Annotated in this window: 14 protein-coding genes; 1 reads left to right on the top strand and 13 read right to left on the bottom strand. The window is 73.8% G+C overall.

The annotated features are described in order from the left end of the window. Nucleotides 1–39: 39 nt before the first annotated feature. The 4 genes from ACQPWW_RS12620 to ACQPWW_RS12605 form a co-directional block, all read right to left on the bottom strand. On the bottom strand, nucleotides 40–1,518 hold the full coding sequence (locus ACQPWW_RS12620; protein ID WP_433134312.1) for an RsmB/NOP family class I SAM-dependent RNA methyltransferase: 1,479 nt from the start codon (nucleotides 1,516–1,518) through the stop codon (nucleotides 40–42). Continuing rightward, a complete protein-coding gene (gene fmt, locus ACQPWW_RS12615; protein ID WP_433132295.1) occupies nucleotides 1,473–2,399 on the bottom strand; it encodes a methionyl-tRNA formyltransferase in 927 nt (308 codons plus the stop codon). The genes ACQPWW_RS12620 and fmt overlap by 46 nt, the downstream gene beginning before the upstream one ends. Nucleotides 2,400–2,404: 5 nt before the next feature. After that, entirely contained in the window at nucleotides 2,405–2,962 is a 558-nt protein-coding gene (gene def, locus ACQPWW_RS12610; protein ID WP_433132293.1) for a peptide deformylase, read from the bottom strand. 191 nt (nucleotides 2,963–3,153) lie between these two features. Continuing rightward, nucleotides 3,154–5,643 carry an ATP-binding protein gene (locus ACQPWW_RS12605; protein ID WP_433132291.1) on the bottom strand — a complete coding sequence of 830 codons (2,490 nt, stop codon included), beginning with the start codon at nucleotides 5,641–5,643 and terminating at the stop codon, nucleotides 3,154–3,156. A gap of 241 nt (nucleotides 5,644–5,884) precedes the next feature. On the opposite strand from ACQPWW_RS12605, the gene ACQPWW_RS12600 reads away from it, so the two are divergent. Continuing rightward, complete coding sequence (locus ACQPWW_RS12600; protein WP_433132289.1) at nucleotides 5,885–7,165, top strand: hypothetical protein; 1,281 nt, start codon at nucleotides 5,885–5,887, stop codon at nucleotides 7,163–7,165. Between the two features lie 78 nt (nucleotides 7,166–7,243). Here the strand turns inward: ACQPWW_RS12600 and ACQPWW_RS12595 are convergent, their stop codons facing one another. The 9 genes from ACQPWW_RS12595 to ACQPWW_RS12555 all read right to left on the bottom strand — a co-directional run bounded on the left by ACQPWW_RS12595 (nucleotide 7,244) and on the right by ACQPWW_RS12555 (nucleotide 16,548). Continuing rightward, complete coding sequence (locus ACQPWW_RS12595) at nucleotides 7,244–8,227, bottom strand: AAA family ATPase (protein ID WP_433132287.1); 984 nt, start codon at nucleotides 8,225–8,227, stop codon at nucleotides 7,244–7,246. A gap of 256 nt (nucleotides 8,228–8,483) precedes the next feature. Beyond that, the gene (locus ACQPWW_RS12590; RefSeq protein ID WP_433132285.1) at nucleotides 8,484–10,427 is read right to left on the bottom strand and encodes a primosomal protein N'; all 1,944 of its coding nucleotides are present in this window, start codon (nucleotides 10,425–10,427) and stop codon (nucleotides 8,484–8,486) included. A 59-nt stretch (nucleotides 10,428–10,486) separates the two neighbouring features. Beyond that, the gene (metK, locus tag ACQPWW_RS12585; RefSeq protein ID WP_357411592.1) at nucleotides 10,487–11,680 is read right to left on the bottom strand and encodes a methionine adenosyltransferase; all 1,194 of its coding nucleotides are present in this window, start codon (nucleotides 11,678–11,680) and stop codon (nucleotides 10,487–10,489) included. An 87-nt stretch (nucleotides 11,681–11,767) separates the two neighbouring features. Next, on the bottom strand, nucleotides 11,768–12,976 hold the full coding sequence (coaBC, locus tag ACQPWW_RS12580) for a bifunctional phosphopantothenoylcysteine decarboxylase/phosphopantothenate--cysteine ligase CoaBC (RefSeq protein WP_433132283.1): 1,209 nt from the start codon (nucleotides 12,974–12,976) through the stop codon (nucleotides 11,768–11,770). Between the two features lie 14 nt (nucleotides 12,977–12,990). Continuing rightward, nucleotides 12,991–13,254 (bottom strand): DNA-directed RNA polymerase subunit omega, encoded by a 264-nt coding sequence (rpoZ, locus tag ACQPWW_RS12575; RefSeq protein WP_007075826.1) that lies wholly within the window; start codon nucleotides 13,252–13,254, stop codon nucleotides 12,991–12,993. Between the two features lie 63 nt (nucleotides 13,255–13,317). After that, nucleotides 13,318–13,851, bottom strand: a complete 534-nt coding sequence (locus tag ACQPWW_RS12570; protein ID WP_433132281.1) for a guanylate kinase — start codon at nucleotides 13,849–13,851, stop codon at nucleotides 13,318–13,320. A gap of 25 nt (nucleotides 13,852–13,876) precedes the next feature. Then, nucleotides 13,877–14,194 carry an integration host factor, actinobacterial type gene (mihF, locus tag ACQPWW_RS12565; RefSeq protein WP_030335662.1) on the bottom strand — a complete coding sequence of 106 codons (318 nt, stop codon included), beginning with the start codon at nucleotides 14,192–14,194 and terminating at the stop codon, nucleotides 13,877–13,879. Between the two features lie 178 nt (nucleotides 14,195–14,372). Further along, nucleotides 14,373–15,209: an orotidine-5'-phosphate decarboxylase gene (gene pyrF, locus ACQPWW_RS12560; protein ID WP_433132279.1), complete on the bottom strand. Its 837-nt coding sequence runs from the start codon at nucleotides 15,207–15,209 to the stop codon at nucleotides 14,373–14,375. 64 nt (nucleotides 15,210–15,273) lie between these two features. After that, the gene (locus tag ACQPWW_RS12555) at nucleotides 15,274–16,548 is read right to left on the bottom strand and encodes an adenosylmethionine--8-amino-7-oxononanoate transaminase (protein WP_433132277.1); all 1,275 of its coding nucleotides are present in this window, start codon (nucleotides 16,546–16,548) and stop codon (nucleotides 15,274–15,276) included. Between the last annotated feature and the right edge of the window lie 179 nt (nucleotides 16,549–16,727).

The following is a 16,727-nucleotide window of genomic DNA, read 5'->3' as shown; positions in this document are numbered from 1 at the left end:
GCGTCCGGCCGGTCGGGTGACCGGCCGGACGTGAGCCCGTCAGCCTCGCCGCAGGACGGCGAGGAACATCGCGTCGGTGCCGTGGCGGTGCGGCCAGAGCTGCACCGTCGGCCCGTCACCCAGACCGGGCATGCCGGCCGGCAGCAGCGTCCGGGCGTCGACGAAGTCCACAGCGACGCCACTGCGGCGGGCCGCCTCGGTGACCGTCACGTGCGTCTCGACGGTGTGCGGCGAGCAGGTCACGTAGGCGACCAGACCACCCGGGCGGACCGCCCGCAACGCCGCTCCCAGCAACTCCCGTTGCAGCCGGGTCAGCGGCGGCAGGTCGGACGGTTGGCGACGCCACCGCGACTCCGGCCGGCGCCGCAGCGAGCCCAACCCCGTGCAGGGGGCGTCCACGAGCACCCGGTCGAAGTGCTGCTCCGGCAGCTTCGGGTCGCCGCCGACGTCACGGCCGTCCATGGCCAGCACGGTGACCGGCAGGTCGCGGGTCGCCAGGGAGACCAGACGGGCGCGGTGCTCGGCCACCTCCACCGCTGTCACCCGCGCGCCACGCTGCGCGGCCAGCGCGCCGAGCAGGCCGGCCTTGCCGCCCGGTCCGGCGCACAAGTCCAGCCATCGCCCGTCCGGGCCGTCCAGTGGCGCGTCGGCGAGTGCCGCGGCGACCAGCTGGGAGCCCTCGTCCTGGATGTGGGCCCGGCCGTCGACCACCGCCGGGATGTCGCCCGGCGCGCCGCCGGGCAGATAGACGGTGTACGGCGAGAAGGCGCCGGGCGCCCCGCCGACCTGGTCGGCCAGCTCGATCGGGTCGATCAGGCCGGGCCGGGCGCACAGGTGCACCGGGGGCCGCTCGTTGTCCTCGATCAGGAGCCGGGCCGTCTCACCGAGATCGCCGCCGAGCGCTTCGGAGAAGGCCCGCACGATCCACTGCGGATGGCTGTACGCCACCGCCAGGTGCCCGACCGGGTCGGTCTCCATCGGCGGGGCGAGTTTCGCCACCCAGGCGTCCGCGTCCCGGCTGGACACCTCGCGCAGCACCGCGTTGGCGAAGCCGGTCGCGCCCGGAGCCACCGAACGGACCAGGTCCACCGTCGAGGACACCGCGGCGTGCGCGGGCACCCGGGTGTGCAGGAGTTGGTACGCCCCGAGCCGCAGCGCGTCGCGGACCGGTGGGTCGATCCGGGCCACGTCCCGGCCGGCGGCGTCGGTCAGGATCGCGTCCAACGTGCCCAGGTTGCGCAGGGTGCCGTAGGTCAGCTCGGTGGCGAAGGCCGCGTCCCGGCCGAACAGCCCCTCCTCGCGCAGGATGATGGGCAGCACCAGGTTGGCGAACGCGTCGTCGCGGTGCACCGCGGCCACCGCCTCGTACGCCGCGCGGCGCGGGCGGTCCAGTGGTGGCCGGACCGGCCGGCGGTCCCCGCCACGACCCGCGGGCGGGCCGGAACGGGTGGGGCGGGTGCCTTCCGGGGCTGTCACGCGAAGTCCTCTCCGGTGCCGACCCGGACGCCGCGCGCCCAGTCGGTCGCGCCCATGGCCCGCTTGCCCGCGGCGCGGACCTCACCGAGGCGAACCGGCACGGTCGCCGTGCCGGCCAACACCCGGGACTTCTCCACAAGCAACTCCCCGGGCTTCAGGTCGGGTCCGTCGGGCACCGGCACCACCGGGCCGAGCTTCACCCGCTCGCCCCGGAACGTGGTCCAGCCGCCCGGGGCCGGGGTGCACGCCCGGATCCGGCGGTCCACGGCGAAGGCCGGGTCGGTCCAGCGCACCCGGGCGTCCTCCACCGTCAGCTTCGGCGCCAGCGACACCCCGTCGGCGGGCTGCGGCTCGGCTCGGGCGGTGCCGTCGGCGATCGCGTCGAGCACCGCCACCAGCAGCCCGGCGCCGGACTCGGCGAGCCGGTCCAGCAGGTCACCGGAGGTGTCGGTGGCCCGGATCTCGTCGGTCAGGGTGCCGTAGACCGGGCCGGTGTCCAGGCCCTCCTCCAACTGGAAGACGCTGGCCCCGGTCAGCTCGTCGCCGTGCAGCACGGCGTGCTGCACGGGAGCGGCGCCCCGCCACGCGGGCAGCAACGAGAAGTGCAGGTTGATCCAGCCGTGCCGGGGGATCTCCAGGGCGGCCGGCGGCACCAGCGCACCGTAGGCGACCACCGGCACGCAGTCCGGCGCGAGCTCACGCAGCCGGTCGAGGAACTCGGGGTCGCGGGGGCGGGCCGGCGTGAGCACCTCGACGCCCTGCGCGTCGGCCCACTCGCCGACCGGGGAACGGGACAGGCCACGCCCACGCCCGGCGGGCGCGTCCGGCCGGGTGACCACGGCGAGCAGGTCGTGCCGGGAGGCGGCGACGGCGGCCAGGGCGGGAACGGCGACGGCCGGCGTACCGGCGAAGATCACACGCATCGGGGTCACCGACCCAGACCGAAGGGGTCGCTGAGGTGCGGGCTCAGCTTGACAGTCGGTGGAGCCGCCGCGTCGTACCACTCGGCCTGACGGATCGCCTTCATCGCCTCCTTGCGCCCCTCCTGGTCCAGTCGGTCCAGGAAGAGCACCCCGTCGAGGTGGTCGGTCTCGTGCTGGACGCACCGCGACATGAGGCCGGTGCCGACGATCTGCACCGGGTCGCCGAAGGAGCTGAAGCCCTTGGCGATGACATTCTGCCGACGCTTGGTGTCGAAGTAGAGCCCGGGGATGGACAGGCAGCCCTCCGGGCCGTCCTGCTCCTCCTCGTCGGGAAACTCGAGCACCGGGTTGATCAGGTGCCCGAGCACGTCGTCGACGTCGAAGGTGAACACCCGCAGACTCACGCCGAGCTGCGGCGCGGCCAGGCCGGCGCCGTTCTGCTCACGCATCGTGTCGGTGAGGTCGGCGACGAGCCGACGCAGCTCGGCGTCGAAGTCGACCACCGGATCGGCCGGCGTGCGCAGCACCGGATCCCCAAAAAGACGGATGGGCTGAACGGTCACGCGGGATGGCTCCTTCGACAGGTGGACGGGCGGTGCCGTACCAGTCTACGGAGTGCCCGGCCGCACACTGGCCGGCGTACCTCGATCGGCCACCGCCGGTGTGCCGAGCGTCACCGGTCGGCGTCCGGGCACCGGCCGAGCACGCCCGGCGGCGACCCCTCGCCGACGTCCGGCCAGCTCGTGGGCGGGCGTCAGCCCGGCGTCGCGCAGCCGGCCGTCGCCCGGCTCAGCAGCTCACGCACCCGCTCGACGTCCGGGTGGCCGAGGTCGTCGAGGATGCCCAGGGCCCGCCGCCAGGTGCGGACGGCGCCGGGCGTGTCCCCCGCCGCGTGTCGGCTCTCGCCGAGCCGGGACAGGGTGTCCGCCTCGTCGTAGCGGTCGCTGATCCGCCGGTACAACCCGAGCGCCCGCTGGTAACAGCGCATCGCCGCGCGGTGGTCACCCAGCCGGGCGTGGATGAAGCCGAGGCTGTCCCAGGTGTTCGCCTCACCGTGCCGGTCCCCGGTGGGGCGCAGCAGCGCCAACGCCTGCTCGCAGTGCGCCAGCGCGGGCCCGTACTGGCCGAGCTGGGCGTGGGCCCAACCCACCGCGTTGCGGGCGCTGGCCTCCCCGGCCGGATGACCGGCGGCCCGGTACAGCGCCAGTGCCCGCTGGCCGTGGTCCAACGCCTCGGCGTACCGGCCGAGTCCGTCGAGCATCGCGCCGAACGCCCGGTGGGTACGCGCCTGCCCGGTGTGGTCACCCAACGCCTCGAAGATGACAAGGGCCTGGCGGTAGTTCCGGGCCGCCTCGTCCACCCGGCCCAGCCGGGAGAGCACCCGGGCCAGGTCCCGGTGGGCGTTCGCCTGCCCGAGCAGGTCTCCCGCCCGCCGCGCCCCGGCCAGGGCGGTCCGCTGGGCGACGGCCAGGTCCGTCCACCGCCCCCGCCGTTGCAGGAAGTCCACAAGTGTCCAGGCCAACTGCCAGGCATGGCCGTCGAACCCGGCCCGTCGGGCGTGGGCGACCGCCGCCAGCAGCACCGGGTACTCGATGGTGAACCAGGCCAGCGCCTGACCGTGGTTGGTGATCTCCTCGGGCAGCACGCCCGGTGGGGCGGCGGCCAGGGTGACCGGATCCCGGCCCGGTTGCAGCAGCAGCGCGGCCGCGTGCGCGGTGTGCAGGTAGTGGTCCAGCCCACGCTGGATCGCGGCCCGCCGGGCGTCCGCCGGCTCGAGACGTTCCGCCAGCTCCGCCGCGTACGCCCGGAGGAGGTCGTGCGCGCCGAACCGGCCGGGGGCCTGCTCGGTGACCAGGTGCGCGTGGGCCAACTCCGCAAGCAGTCGGGGCACCTGACCGCGGGGCAGCCCGGCCAGGCTGGCCGCCGCGGCGACCCCGATCTCCGGCCCCGGATGGCAGCCGAACAGCCGGAACAGGCGCGCTGCCGCGGGCGTCAGGCTCCGGTACGACCAGGAGAAGACCGCCTGCACGTCGGTGCCGGCGTCGCCACCGTCGAACGAGTCCAGCGGGTGCGGCGCCTCGCGCAGCTCGTCGGCGAGGGCGGCCAGCCCGAAGGCGGGGTTCGCCGCGCCTCGGGCGGCGAGCACCGCCAGCGCCAGCGGCAGCCGCGCGCACCGCTCGATTATCTCGTCCACCGCCTGCGGTTCGGCCGCCAACCGGTCCGCGCCGAGTCGCCGGGCCAGCAGTTGCCAGGCCTCGACGGTGCTGAGCAGGCCCACGCCGATCGGCCGGGCGCCTTCGGCGGCGATCAGTCCGGCGAGCTGGTTGCGGCTGGTGACCAGGACCAGGCAGCTCGGGCTGCCGACCAGCAGGGGACGAACCTGCTCGACGTCGCGGGCGTTGTCGAGCAGCACCAGCATCCGGCGGCCGGCGAGCAGGCTGCGGTAGAGGCCGACCTGCGCGGGCAGGTGGGTGGGGATTCGTTCCGGCGGCACCTCCAGGGCCTCCAGGAACCCCCGGACCGCCTCGACGGCCGTCACCACCGCTCCGGAGGAGTCGAACCCGCGCAGGTCGACGTAGAGCTGGCCGTCCGGGAAACGGTCGGCGACCCGGTGCGCCCAGTGCACCGCCAGCGTCGTCTTGCCGACGCCGGCCGTGCCGGACAACGTCATGACGGTGACCGCCGCCGGGTCGCCGTCCCCGGACCCGTCGGGGCCGGCGCACGCGGCGTCGAGCTCGGCGAGCTGGGCGGCACGCCCGACGAAACCCGGCAGCGCCGGGGGCAGTTGGCGGGGCACCGGGAACCGGGCCGCCAGCGCGCCGGGGCGCGGACCGCCGGCCCTGGCCCGTCCGGCCCCGGCGCTCGCCCGTCCGGTGGTCGCGTGGTCCCGGTTCGGGGTTCGGCGGCGCTCCTCGACCCGGTCCCGTGCCGTGGCCAGCACCCCCTGCTCGGCGGGGGTTGCTCCGAGCAGCCTGATGAGGGCGTCGAAGCGCTCCGGCGGAGGCAGGATGTTGCCGGCGAAGTACTCCCCGATGATCCCGCGCGACCAGCCGGTCTTCGCGGCCAACTGCCGGTACGTCAGCTGGGTCTCGCCCTGCTGCCGGGCCTCCCGACGGCGCAACTGGCGTAACAGCCCGGCCAGTTCCTGGAGGGTCTGCGCCTCAGCGCCGCCGCGGGCCACCTCGAACGCCGCGGACGATCCCGGTGCCGCCGGTTGCCCGAGAGGTACCCGTTGGTCGGACATCGGTTCCCACCCCCCGGTCACCCGGCCGCCCCGGATGAGCACGGGCAGGCTAATTCCGCCCCAGCGCCAATCGATAGGCGAGCGCCGATGTTCTGACAGTTCCATCCCGGAGGGTGGACCGTCCGGCGCTGTCCGGCCGTGTCCAGCCCTGTCCAGGATGCGCCGCGCGCAGCCGAGGACCCGTGCCACCGTCCTGGTGCGGGTTCGACCCGCTCCACAACCCCTGGGGGAAGAGGTACTGATGATCCGTCCACATCTGACCGTCCGGCGGTCCCCGTCGCTGCTGCGTCGCGCCGCCGTCGCCGCGTTCGGCCTCACGCTGCTCGCCGCTGGCGTGACCGCCGCACCGGCTACCGCCGCACCCGCCGGCAAGCCCGCCAACGCCGGATCGTTCGTCGACAGCACGCCGGTGCCCGGCGGCTTCGCCTCCTGGTCGGAGCTGCTCCGACTGCAACAGCGCATGAACACCGCCGCCGCGCGGATCACGAACGCCGCCGAGCGCAACGCGAACTCCGGCTTCGCCGGTGTCGTCGCCGATCCCACCAATCGGGAACTCCAGGTCTACTGGAAGGGTGAGCCGCCAGCCAACGTGGTGGCCGTCGCCCGGTCCACAGTCGCGACCCGGGTGCTGTCCGCCCCGTACACCCAGCGGGAACTGATGGTCGCTGCCGACCGGCTGCGGGCCAAGGCCGGCGACAAGATCACCACGGTCGGCCCGCGGGCCGACGGTGCCGGCCTGCTTGTCGGCACGCAGAGCGGGCTGCTCGGGGCGACGGCTCTCGCCGGCGTGCCGGTGACAGTGCAGACCGGGGTCGCCGCCGCGCCGGCGACCCGATGGGACGACTCGCCGCCGTGGTGGGGTGGCGCCGCGTGGCGCAACACCGCCACCGGCGGTGGCTGCTCGACCGGCTTCGGCGTGTGGCAGGGCGGGGTGTCGCGGGTGCTCTCCGCCGCGCACTGCGCCAACCTCAACGTCCTGGCGACCGACCCGACCGGGCAGACGATCGGCACGGTCAGCGCCCGCAACACCAGCTCAGACACCCTGCTCATCGCGGGCAGCGGCGGCGGCCGGGTCTTCAACAACAGCACCGACGCGGCCGGCAACGTGGTCAGTGAGTTCAACAACCAGGTGATCGGCGCGTCGGCCAGCCAGGTCGGCAACTGGGTGTGCTCCTCGGGCGCGTACTCCGGCACCCGGTGCTCGATCCAGGTGAAGGCCCGCAACCTCTGCATCAACGTGCGCGACTTCGGCACTGTCTGCGGTCAGGTGCAGGCCGAGAACACCACCCACACCAACGCCGTCGGTCAGGGTGACAGCGGCGGCCCGGTGGAGATCGTGAACGCGGCGAACACCCTCCAGGTCTGGGCCACCGGCACCAACACCGCCATCGACGACACCAACACCGCCGTCGCCTGTACCGGTTACGTCCCCACCGGTCGGGTCTGCGCCTGGCGGTTCTACTACGAGGACATCTTCTCCGGCATGGCCGGCGTCGGCGCCTCGGGTGTGGTGCTCGGCTGAGGCAACCCTCGACGGGACAACCGCACAGATGGTCGGGCCGGCGCGCACCCCGCGTGCCGGCCCGGCCACACGCTCAGCTCAGGCGCTGGCGGCCGGATCCCCGGCGAGCACCGCGTCGCCCCGCAGGAGGGCGGGCTCGGGCAGCGGCAGCTGGATCTTGTGCGCCGACTCCCAGTCGTAGACCAGGCCGGGGCGCACCTGGGCGGCGAAGTAGTCGATCGCCGTCATCCCGCCCACGACCGGCTCGTCGACCTCGGCGACCAGTTGGGCGGGGACCAGGGAGAAACCGTTCTGGAGGGCGGCGCTGAGCCGACGGTGGCCGTCGACGACGAAGAAGTACTCGCCGGTGAACCCGATCTTCAGCGGTTCGAGCGCCTCGTCACCGGCCTCGGCCACGTCGCCGACGAAGTCGGTGTCCCACAAACCCCGCAGGGTGGCGATGTCCTCGGTCGGGTAGACGCGGGCCGGGTCCAGCAGCAGCAGCGGCGGCCCGTCACGCAGCACCTCAGCGCCGAGCGTTCCCTCGTACGCGGCGATGATGTGCTCGATCACCTCGGCCGGCGTGGCACGGGTGGTGTCGCAGATCAGGTCGTAGTTGCGCAGTCGGGCCTTGTCCACCCCGTACCGGACGATGAACCGGCTGCGCTCGCTCGCGCTGCGTTCCCGGAGCTTGGCCTTGGCCTCCTCCAGGGAGGCGTAGCTCTCCGCCGGCCCGGACGGCCGGGCGAGCACCCGGCGGGCCGCCTCACCCGGCTCGGTGATCATGTGCACCTTGAGCGCGTCGGTGAAGAAGTGCCAGGCCAGCCGGGAATCCATGACGAGGCGCTCGCCGGAGGCGGCGATGTCCCGCTGGAGCTGGTCGACGTAGCCGTCGACGGCCTGGTCGAGCTCGGCGTGCAGATTGAGCTGCAGAGCGGTCATCTGCCGCTGCTGCGCCATCTCCCGGTAGAGGTCCCCCACACTGACCCGGCGCATGCTGAGCCGCTTGGCGATCTCGACCGACACGGTGCTCTTGCCGCTGCCGAGGTCGCCGTTGAAGACGATCGATTGTCCAACGGTCACGACTGGTCCACCCCTGCTCACCGGCTCAAAGACATCATCGACTTCGCGTCCGACCGACGCGTTCCCGCCATCGTCGCGCCATCCTGCGGCGGCCCCAGCACGGCGCCTCTGACGCTCCGTCGCGACCTGGAGCCGTCGTACGCCTTGGCATGACGGGCGATGCTACCACTCCACCGCCACCGCTTTGTCGGACGCGGTGTGCGAGGGCCGGCCGGGCGGGCCGGGGCCGCCGCTCGCCGACACCTACCGAAACCGCTCAGAACAGGCTCAGCGGGTCGACCTGGAGACGAACCGGATCGGCGGCCTTGCGGGCGGCGCGAGCACCGGCGGCCGAGTGCAGCGCCTCGGCGAGCGCGGCGGCCCGGGCCCGGGGCACCCGGACCAGCATCCGTTCCCGGCCCTCCTCGGCCGGCACCGGCCCGAGCACCTCGGCGTCGTCGGGCAGCCGGGCCGCGGCGAGCAGGTCGGCCACCGCCTCGGCCGGGCCGGTGACGCTCGCCATCCGGACGGCCGGCGGGAAGCCCAACTCCCGACGCTCGGCCAACTCCCGGCCGGCGAACCAGGCGGCGTCCCAGCGCAGCAGCGCCTGCACCGGGGCGAGCGCGCCGTCGGCGACCACCACCACCCGGCCCGCCGGCGCCGGACGGGCCAGGGCTGCCGCCGCCAGCCAGCGGCGCAACGCCTCCTCACCGGCCCGCAGGTCGGCCCGGGTCAGCAGGGCCCACGAGTCGAGCAGCAGCACCGCTCCGTAGCCGCCCTCGGCGACCGGCTCGGCGCCGGGCGTCGTCACCACCAGGGCCGCGCCGCCGGGCACGTCGGTCAGCACCTCCTCGCGCCCCGAGGTGCGGACCGGCACGCCGGGAAACGCCCGGCCCAACTCCTCGGCGGTCCGCCGGGCACCGGTCACCGCGGCCCGCAGCCGCCGCCCACCGCACTGCGGGCAGGCGTACGCGGCGGCCACCCGGGCGCACCACCGGCAGGCCGGGGTGCCGCCGGCCGAGGGCAGGGCGAGCGGCCCGGAGCAGTGCGCGCAGCGGGCCGGGGTGCGGCACTCGGCGCAGGAGATCGACGGCAGGTAGCCGCGTCGGGGCACCTGCACCAGCACCGGCAGGTCCTGCCGGAGGGCGTCGCGCGCGGCCGTCCAGGCCAGGCTGGGCAGACGGGCGGTGGCGGCCCCCGGGTCGCGGGCCAGTTGCGGGTCGTCGCCGGTCGGGGCGATGGCCGGGATCCGGGCCCGCACGGTGGCCCGTTCGGCGACCACCTCGCGCGCCCAGCCGGTCTCCAGCAGCAGCTGCGCCTCGGCGGTGCGGGCGTACCCGCCGACCAGCGCGCCGGCCTCGGCGAGCTGGACGCGGGTGAGCAGCACGTCGCGGGCGTGCGGGTAGGGCGACCGGGGCTCGGAGTGCAGGTCGTCGCCGTCGTCCCAGATGGCGACGAGGCCGAGCCGGTCCACCGGGGCGAACATCGCCGCCCGGGTGCCGATCACCACCGGCACCTGCCCACGGCGGGCGGCGAGGAACGCCCGGTAGCGCCGGGCCGGCCCGAGGGCGGCGGAGAGACTGACGTGCCGCCCCGGGCCGAGCACGCCGGTGAGCGCCGCGTCCAGCCGGTCCAGGTCGCGGGCGTCGGGCACCACGACCACCGCGCCGCGTCCGCCGGCGACGGTGGCGGCCACCGCGTCGGCGTAGCGGGCCGCCCAGTCCTCGCCGGGCAACGCCGACCAGACCGCGCGGGGCGCCCGGCCGTCGGTGAGCGCCCGCAGCAGTGCCGGGCCCGTCGGGTAGTCCCGCCACCCGCGCGGGTCGACAGTGGGTGCGGCAGCGCCACCCTCGACCCGCTCGGCGTGCGCCGCGTCCGCGGGGGCCGGCTGGTCGTCGCGGGGCTCCTTCTCGACCCGGGCGTGCCGGGGTGGGACGGCGAGCCGGAGCACGTCGGCGAGGCTGCCCGCGTACCGGTCGGCGACCGCGCGGGCCAGCCGGGCGATCTCGGGCGCCAGCACCGGCTCCGGCGAGACGACCTTCTCCAGGTACGCGAGCCGGCCGGTGTGCCCGGAGTCGTCGGCGCGGGACAGCAGCCACCCGTCGACGAGTTGCCCGGCGAAACGCACCTTCACCCGGGTGCCGGGCACCGCCACCTCGTCCAGCTCGGCCGGCACCAGGTAGTCGAACGGCCGGTCCAGATGCGCCAGCGGCACGTCCACGCAGACGCGCGCGACCGGCGACCCGTCCGCGGGTCGCCGGTCGCTACGCGTGGTGGCGGTCAGGCTCCCGCGGCCGACTTGAGGTCGGCGGCCCGGTCGGTGCTCTCCCAGGTGAGGTCCGGCAGCTCCCGGCCGAAGTGGCCGTACGCGGCGGTCTGCTGGTAGATCGGGCGGAGCAGGTTGAGGTCCCGGATGATCGCGGCCGGACGCAGGTCGAACACCTCGGCGACGGCCTTCTCGATCGAGGCGACCGGCACGGTCTCGGTGCCGAACGTCTCGATGAACAGGCTCACCGGGTGGGCCTTGCCGATGGCGTAGGCGACCTGCGCCTCGCACCGCTCGGCCAGACCGGCGGCGACCACGTTCTTGGCGACCCACCGCATCGCGTACGCGGCGGAGCGGTCCACCTTGGACGGATCCTTGCCGGAGAACGCGCCACCGCCGTGGCGGGCGTACCCGCCGTAGGTGTCAACGATGATCTTGCGACCGGTCAGCCCGGCGTCACCCATCGGGCCACCGATCTCGAACCGGCCGGTCGGGTTGACAAGCAGCCGGTAGCCGTCGGTGTCCAGACCGAGGCTCTCCAGCTCCGGGGCGATCACGTGGTCGCGCACGTCGGGAGTGAGCAGCGAGTCCAGCGAGATGTCCGCGGCGTGCTGGCTGGACACGACGACGGTGTTCAGCCGGACCGGGCGCAGCCCCTCGTACTCGATTGTCACCTGGGTCTTGCCGTCCGGGCGCAGGTAGGGAATCGTGCCGTCCTTGCGCACGGCGGCCAGGCGGCGGGCGAGCCGGTGGGCCAGCGCGATCGGCAGCGGCATCAGCTCGGGCGTCTCCGAGCAGGCGAAGCCGAACATCATGCCCTGGTCGCCGGCGCCCTGCGCGTCAAGCGCGCTCTCCGACGCCCCGGTCCGCAGCTCGAAGGCGTTGTCCACGCCCTGCGCGATGTCCTCGGACTGCGCGCCGATGGAGACGCTGACGCCGCAGGACGCGCCGTCGAAGCCCTTCTTCGACGAGTCGTAGCCGATGTCGAGGATGGTCCGGCGGACGATCGTCGGGATGTCGGCGTACGCCTTGGTGGTCACCTCACCGGCGATGTGCACCTGGCCGGTGGTGATCATGGTTTCCACCGCAACCCGACTGTGCGGATCCTCGGTCAGCAACGCGTCGAGGATGCCATCGCTGATCTGGTCGGCGATCTTGTCCGGGTGGCCTTCCGTGACCGATTCGGACGTGAAGAGGCGGCGTGTCACGGCACTCCTAAGCGTGTGAGGTCGTTCCGCGGCAGTCTAGTCACCACTGCGGCCGGTGTAGGGACCGGTCGCGCTCTGTTCCACCCGTCAGGAGCGGACGGGCAACCGCGCCACGACGAGATCCCAGACGGCGTCGGCCACGGCGTCCTTGGCCTGCTCGGGCAGCCGGCTGACCGAGCCGTCCGCGCCGATGACCGTCACCGTGTTGGTGTCGGCGCCGAAGACCAGGTCGGGACCGACCTCGTTGATGACGATCAGGTCGGCCCGCTTCCGGGCGAGTTTCGCCCGGCCGTTGGCCTCGGCGTCGCCGGTCTCGGCGGCGAACACCACGAGCAGTTGCTCCGGTCGTTTGCGCTGGCCGAGCTCCGCCGCGATGTCCGGGTTCGTGACGAGCTCGATGGTGGGCGCGACACCATCGTCGGACTTCTTGATTTTGCCAGGCGCGTAGGCCGCCGGCCGGAAATCGGCCGGAGCCGCCGCCATCACCACCGCGTCGGCCTCGACGGCGGCCTTCAGCGTCGCCTCCCGCAACTCGGCGGTGGTGCCGACCCGGATCAGGTCGACGCCGGCGGGGTCGGCGAGGGAGACGTTCGCCGCGACCAGTGTGACCCGGGCGCCTCGGGCGACCGCCGCGCGGGCGAACGCGTACCCCTGCTTGCCGGAGGAGCGGTTGCCCAGGAAGCGGACCGGGTCCAGCGGCTCCCGGCTGCCACCGGCGGTGACGACCACCCGGCGGCCGGCCAGGTCGGCGGGGGCGGCGACGCCTCGGGCCAGGACCCGACGGGCGACGGCGAAGATCTCCGCCGGGTCGGGCAGCCGGCCCCGGCCGGTGTCGACCCCGGTGAGACGCCCGACGGCCGGGTCGATGACCCGGACCCCCCGGGCGCGCAGCGTGGCGACGTTGGCCACGGTGGCCGGGTGCTCCCACATCTCGGTGTGCATGGCCGGGGCCAGCAGCACCGGGCAGCGGGCGGTCAGCAGGGTGTTTGTCAGCAGGTCGTCGGCGAGCCCGTGCGCGGCCTTGGCGAGCAGGTCGGTGGTGGTCGGGGCGACCACCACCAGGTCTGCCTGCTGACCGAGCCGGACGTGCGGCACCTCGTGGACGTCGGTCCAGACGTCGTCGGCGACCGGCTGGCCGGAGAGCGCCGCCCAGGTCGGCGCCCCGACGAACCGGAGCGCCGACGCGGTCGGCACGACCCGGACCTGGTGGCCCGATTCGGTGAAGAGTCGCAGCAGCTCACACGCCTTGTAGGCGGCGATGCCGCCGCCGACCCCGAGGACGATCGAGGCGGACATCGGCCGGCGGGAGCTTACGGCTGGTCGGTCGGCTCGGCGGTGAGCAGACCCGCGTTGATCTCGCGCATGGCGATGGAGAGGGGCTTCTCCTGCGGGGTGGTCTCGACGAGCGGGCCGACGTACTCCAGCAGGCCCTCGCCGAGCTGGCTGTAGTAGGCGTTGACCTGGCGCGCGCGCTTGGCGGCGAAGATGACAAGCGCGTACTTCGACGTCGTCTTCTCGAGGAGCTCGTCGATCGGCGGGTTGGTGATGCCTTCGGGGTTGGCGATGGATCCCACGAATTAACCTCTGCGTCTTTCGAGCCGCGCGTACGCGGTGCTGAGTCTCAACGGCGCCGGCGCTCAGCCGCGCACGCGCGACCAGGCCGGGTCCGGATAAGAAGAACCGAGTAAGCCTACCAGCTCGTCGACCACCCGCTCGGTGCGGTCGTGGGTCAGCGTGTGCGCGAAGGCGGCCGTCACGGTGGGGCCGGGGTCGTACCCCGGTGGGCTCAGCAGCACCAGCCGCGCACCGGGCAGGCGCGCCCGCACCAACGCGGCGCCGGGCAGGTCGAGCGGGAGCAGCACCGGCTGCCCGGCGTCGAGCCGGGCGCGCAGCGGTGGGTACGGCGTGCCCCGGCGGTAACTGCCGATCCGGGACCACTCCAGCAGCTCGCCCACGGCGAGCCGGCGGTCGAACTCGGCGGGGGCGAGAAAAACGCGGTCGTCCCCGTCGATCTCCGACTCCCGGCGCGGCCGGGTGGTTGCCGGCACCGGGACCCACACGGACGGAGAACGCGCCCGGACCAGCTCGACGACACTCTCCCTGCCGGAACCCGAAGGTCCAGCCAGGACAGTGAGCCGAGCAGCCGGGCGCGCCTCGTCATCCGTGCTCACTGCTTGTTTCTACACGCTGCCAGGTTCAGTTGGCGGCGAACTCTCCAAGCAGTGCCTTGCGCTGCTGCTCGCCGAGGCCACGCAGGCGACGGCTGTCGGCGATCTTGAGCTTCTCCATGATCTGGGTAGCCCGGATCTTGCCGATACCCGGCATGGCCTGCAGGACGGCCGAAACCTTGAGCTTTCCGACGACGTCGTCGCTCTCGGCGCGCTCGAGGACGGCACCAAGAGTGGTCTTGCCCTGCTTGAGCTGCTCCTTCAGCTGAGCACGGGCCTTGCGGATCTCCGCGGCCTTCTCGAGCGCGGCAGCGCGTTGTTCGGGGGTCAGTGACGGGAGCGGCACCAGTTCTCCTCAGGTCCCTATCGCGGCGGGCGGGGCGCACCGCCGCATCTGTGAAACGTGGTGTCGCTGTGAACCAAGGGGTCCATGGTTCCCAGCGCGGGGAAAACTAGCGGCCAACGGAGCTTTCGGCAACGTGGGGGCCGCATGATCACCGTAAGGTGACCGACCCGTCAGTCAGTCACCGGGCAGGCAATACGGCCCGACAGTCGGCCAACACGCGGTCCGCGGCGGCCCGCAGGGCGTCGACGTCGGGGCCGGCCGAGAGCACTTCCCGGGAGTACGACGGGAGCACCGAGGCGAGGCTCGAACCGAAGACGGTACGCAGATCGGCGGCACCGGCACCCTGCGCGCCGAGCCCCGGGGCGAGCAGCGGACCCCCCACTCCGGAGAGGTCGTGACCGGTGTCGCCGATGGTCGCACCGACCACCAGACCGAAGCTTCCGAGCGGAGTCGCACCCCTGTTGAGCTGGGAAATCTCGTCGATCACGGTTTGCGCCACGGTGCGGCCGTCGGCCGTGCGGGCCCGCTGCACGGCCGCGCCCTCGGGGTTGGAGGTGAGGGCCAGCACGAAGACGCCGCCGCCGTGCTCGGCGGCCAACTCGAACATCGGCGTGAGCGAACCTACTCCGAGGTAGGGGCTCGCGGTGACCGCGTCGACATACATGGGGCTGGATGGATCGAGGTACGCGGAGGCGTACGCGCTCATCGTCGATCCGATGTCGCCGCGCTTGACGTCGAGGAGAACGAGCGAGCCGGCCTCCCGTAACTGTCGGATAGTTGACTCAAGAATCCCCACTCCGCGGGATCCGAATCGCTCGAAAAAGGCCGACTGAGGCTTCACCACCGCAACCCGGTCACCGAGCGCCTCCACGACGGTTCGCGTGAACCGGTCCACCCCCTGGACGTCGTCCGGGAGGCCCCAGCGGGCCAACAGACCGGGATGCGGGTCGATGCCCACACAGAGCGGCCCCCGCTCGCTGATCGCCCGGTGCAGCCGGGTTCCGAAGCTCTCCATCCGGTACTCCCTCTCTCCTGCCGGGCGGCGGACCGCCTCCCGGGTGTCCGTTGCCGAAGGCGGTTCAGCCGGCCGCCACCGCCGCCGCCACCCCGGCCGTGATCCGGGCCAGGTCGGCGTCGTCGGTGACGTACGGCGGCATCGTGTAGACCAGGTCGCGGAACGGGCGCAGCCACACCCCGTGCTCCGCCGCGGCCACGGTGGCCGCGCCGAGGTCGACCTCGTGGTCGAGCTGGACCACCCCGATCGCGCCGAGCACCCGCACGTCGGCCACGCCGGGCGCACCGCGCAGGGGCTCCAGGCCGGCGCGCAGGCCGGCGCCGACCCTGGCCACCTGGGCCGACCAGTCCCCGGCCCGCAGCAGCCCGATGGAGGCGTTGGCCACCGCGCAGGCCAACGGGTTGCCCATGAACGTGGGTCCGTGCGCCAGCACGCCGGCGGCGGAGATGCCCCGGGCGACCTCCGGGGTGCAGAGCGTCGCCGCGAGCGTCAGGTAGCCACCGGTGAGGGCCTTGCCCAGGCACAGCACGTCCGGCGTCACCCCGGCGTGCTCGGCGGCGAACATCGCGCCGGTACGGCCGAACCCGGTGGCGATCTCGTCGAAGATCAGCAGCACCCCGTGCGCCCGGGTCACCTCGCGCAGCACCCGCAGGTATCCCGGGTGGTGGAACCGCATCCCGCCGGCGCCCTGGACGACGGGCTCGACGATCACCGCGGCCAGCTCGTCGGCGTGCCGCTCGACGGTCTCCACGAGCGCCGCCACGTACGCGTCGTCGGGCGGGTCGGTGAAGCCGCCGGGCGGGACCGGGGCGAACACCTGCCGGGGCAGCACGTCACCCCAGAGGTGGTGCATCCCGCCCTCCGGGTCACAGACGCTCATCGGGTGGAACGTGTCGCCGTGGTAGCCGCCCCGCCAGGTCGCCAATCTGCGCCGCTGCGGGCGACCGACGGCCCGCTGGTACTGCAGGCACATCTTCACCGCCACCTCGACGCTGACCGAGCCGGAGTCGGCCAGGAACACGTGCTCCAGACCCTCCGGGGTCAGCTCGACCAGGGTCCGGGCGAGCCGTACGGCGGGCTCGTGGGTGAGCCCGCCGAACATCACGTGGCTCATCCGGCCGAGCTGGTCGGTCACCGCCGCGTCCAGCACCGGGTGCCGGTACCCGTGGATCGCCGCCCACCAGGACGACATCCCGTCCACCAGCTCCCGCCCGTCGGCCAGCCGCAGCCGTACGCCCTCGGCGCTGCGCACCAGGTACGGGGAGCTCGCCGGCGGCAGCGCGGCGTACGGATGCCAGACGTGGGCCCGGTCCGCGGCCAGAATTTCCTCGGGTGTCACGCGTACTCCATTCCAGGCACGACAGACCGGACCGGTCCGGACGGTCCGGTCGTGGACGTCCTGCGGTCAGGTCGAATCACTCGTTCGCCCGCCTTGGGGATGTGCCGCCCCTCGTCCGCCGCCCGGGTGCCCGGGTGGCGCGCCCGGGGGTGCGGAGCAGAGGCGGCAGCGGTGGCGGT

The organism is Micromonospora sp. CA-240977, from assembly GCF_050942285.1.
In the GTDB taxonomy this organism is placed as follows: domain Bacteria; phylum Actinomycetota; class Actinomycetes; order Mycobacteriales; family Micromonosporaceae; genus Micromonospora.
This window is presented reverse-complemented; position numbering and strand designations above follow the sequence as displayed.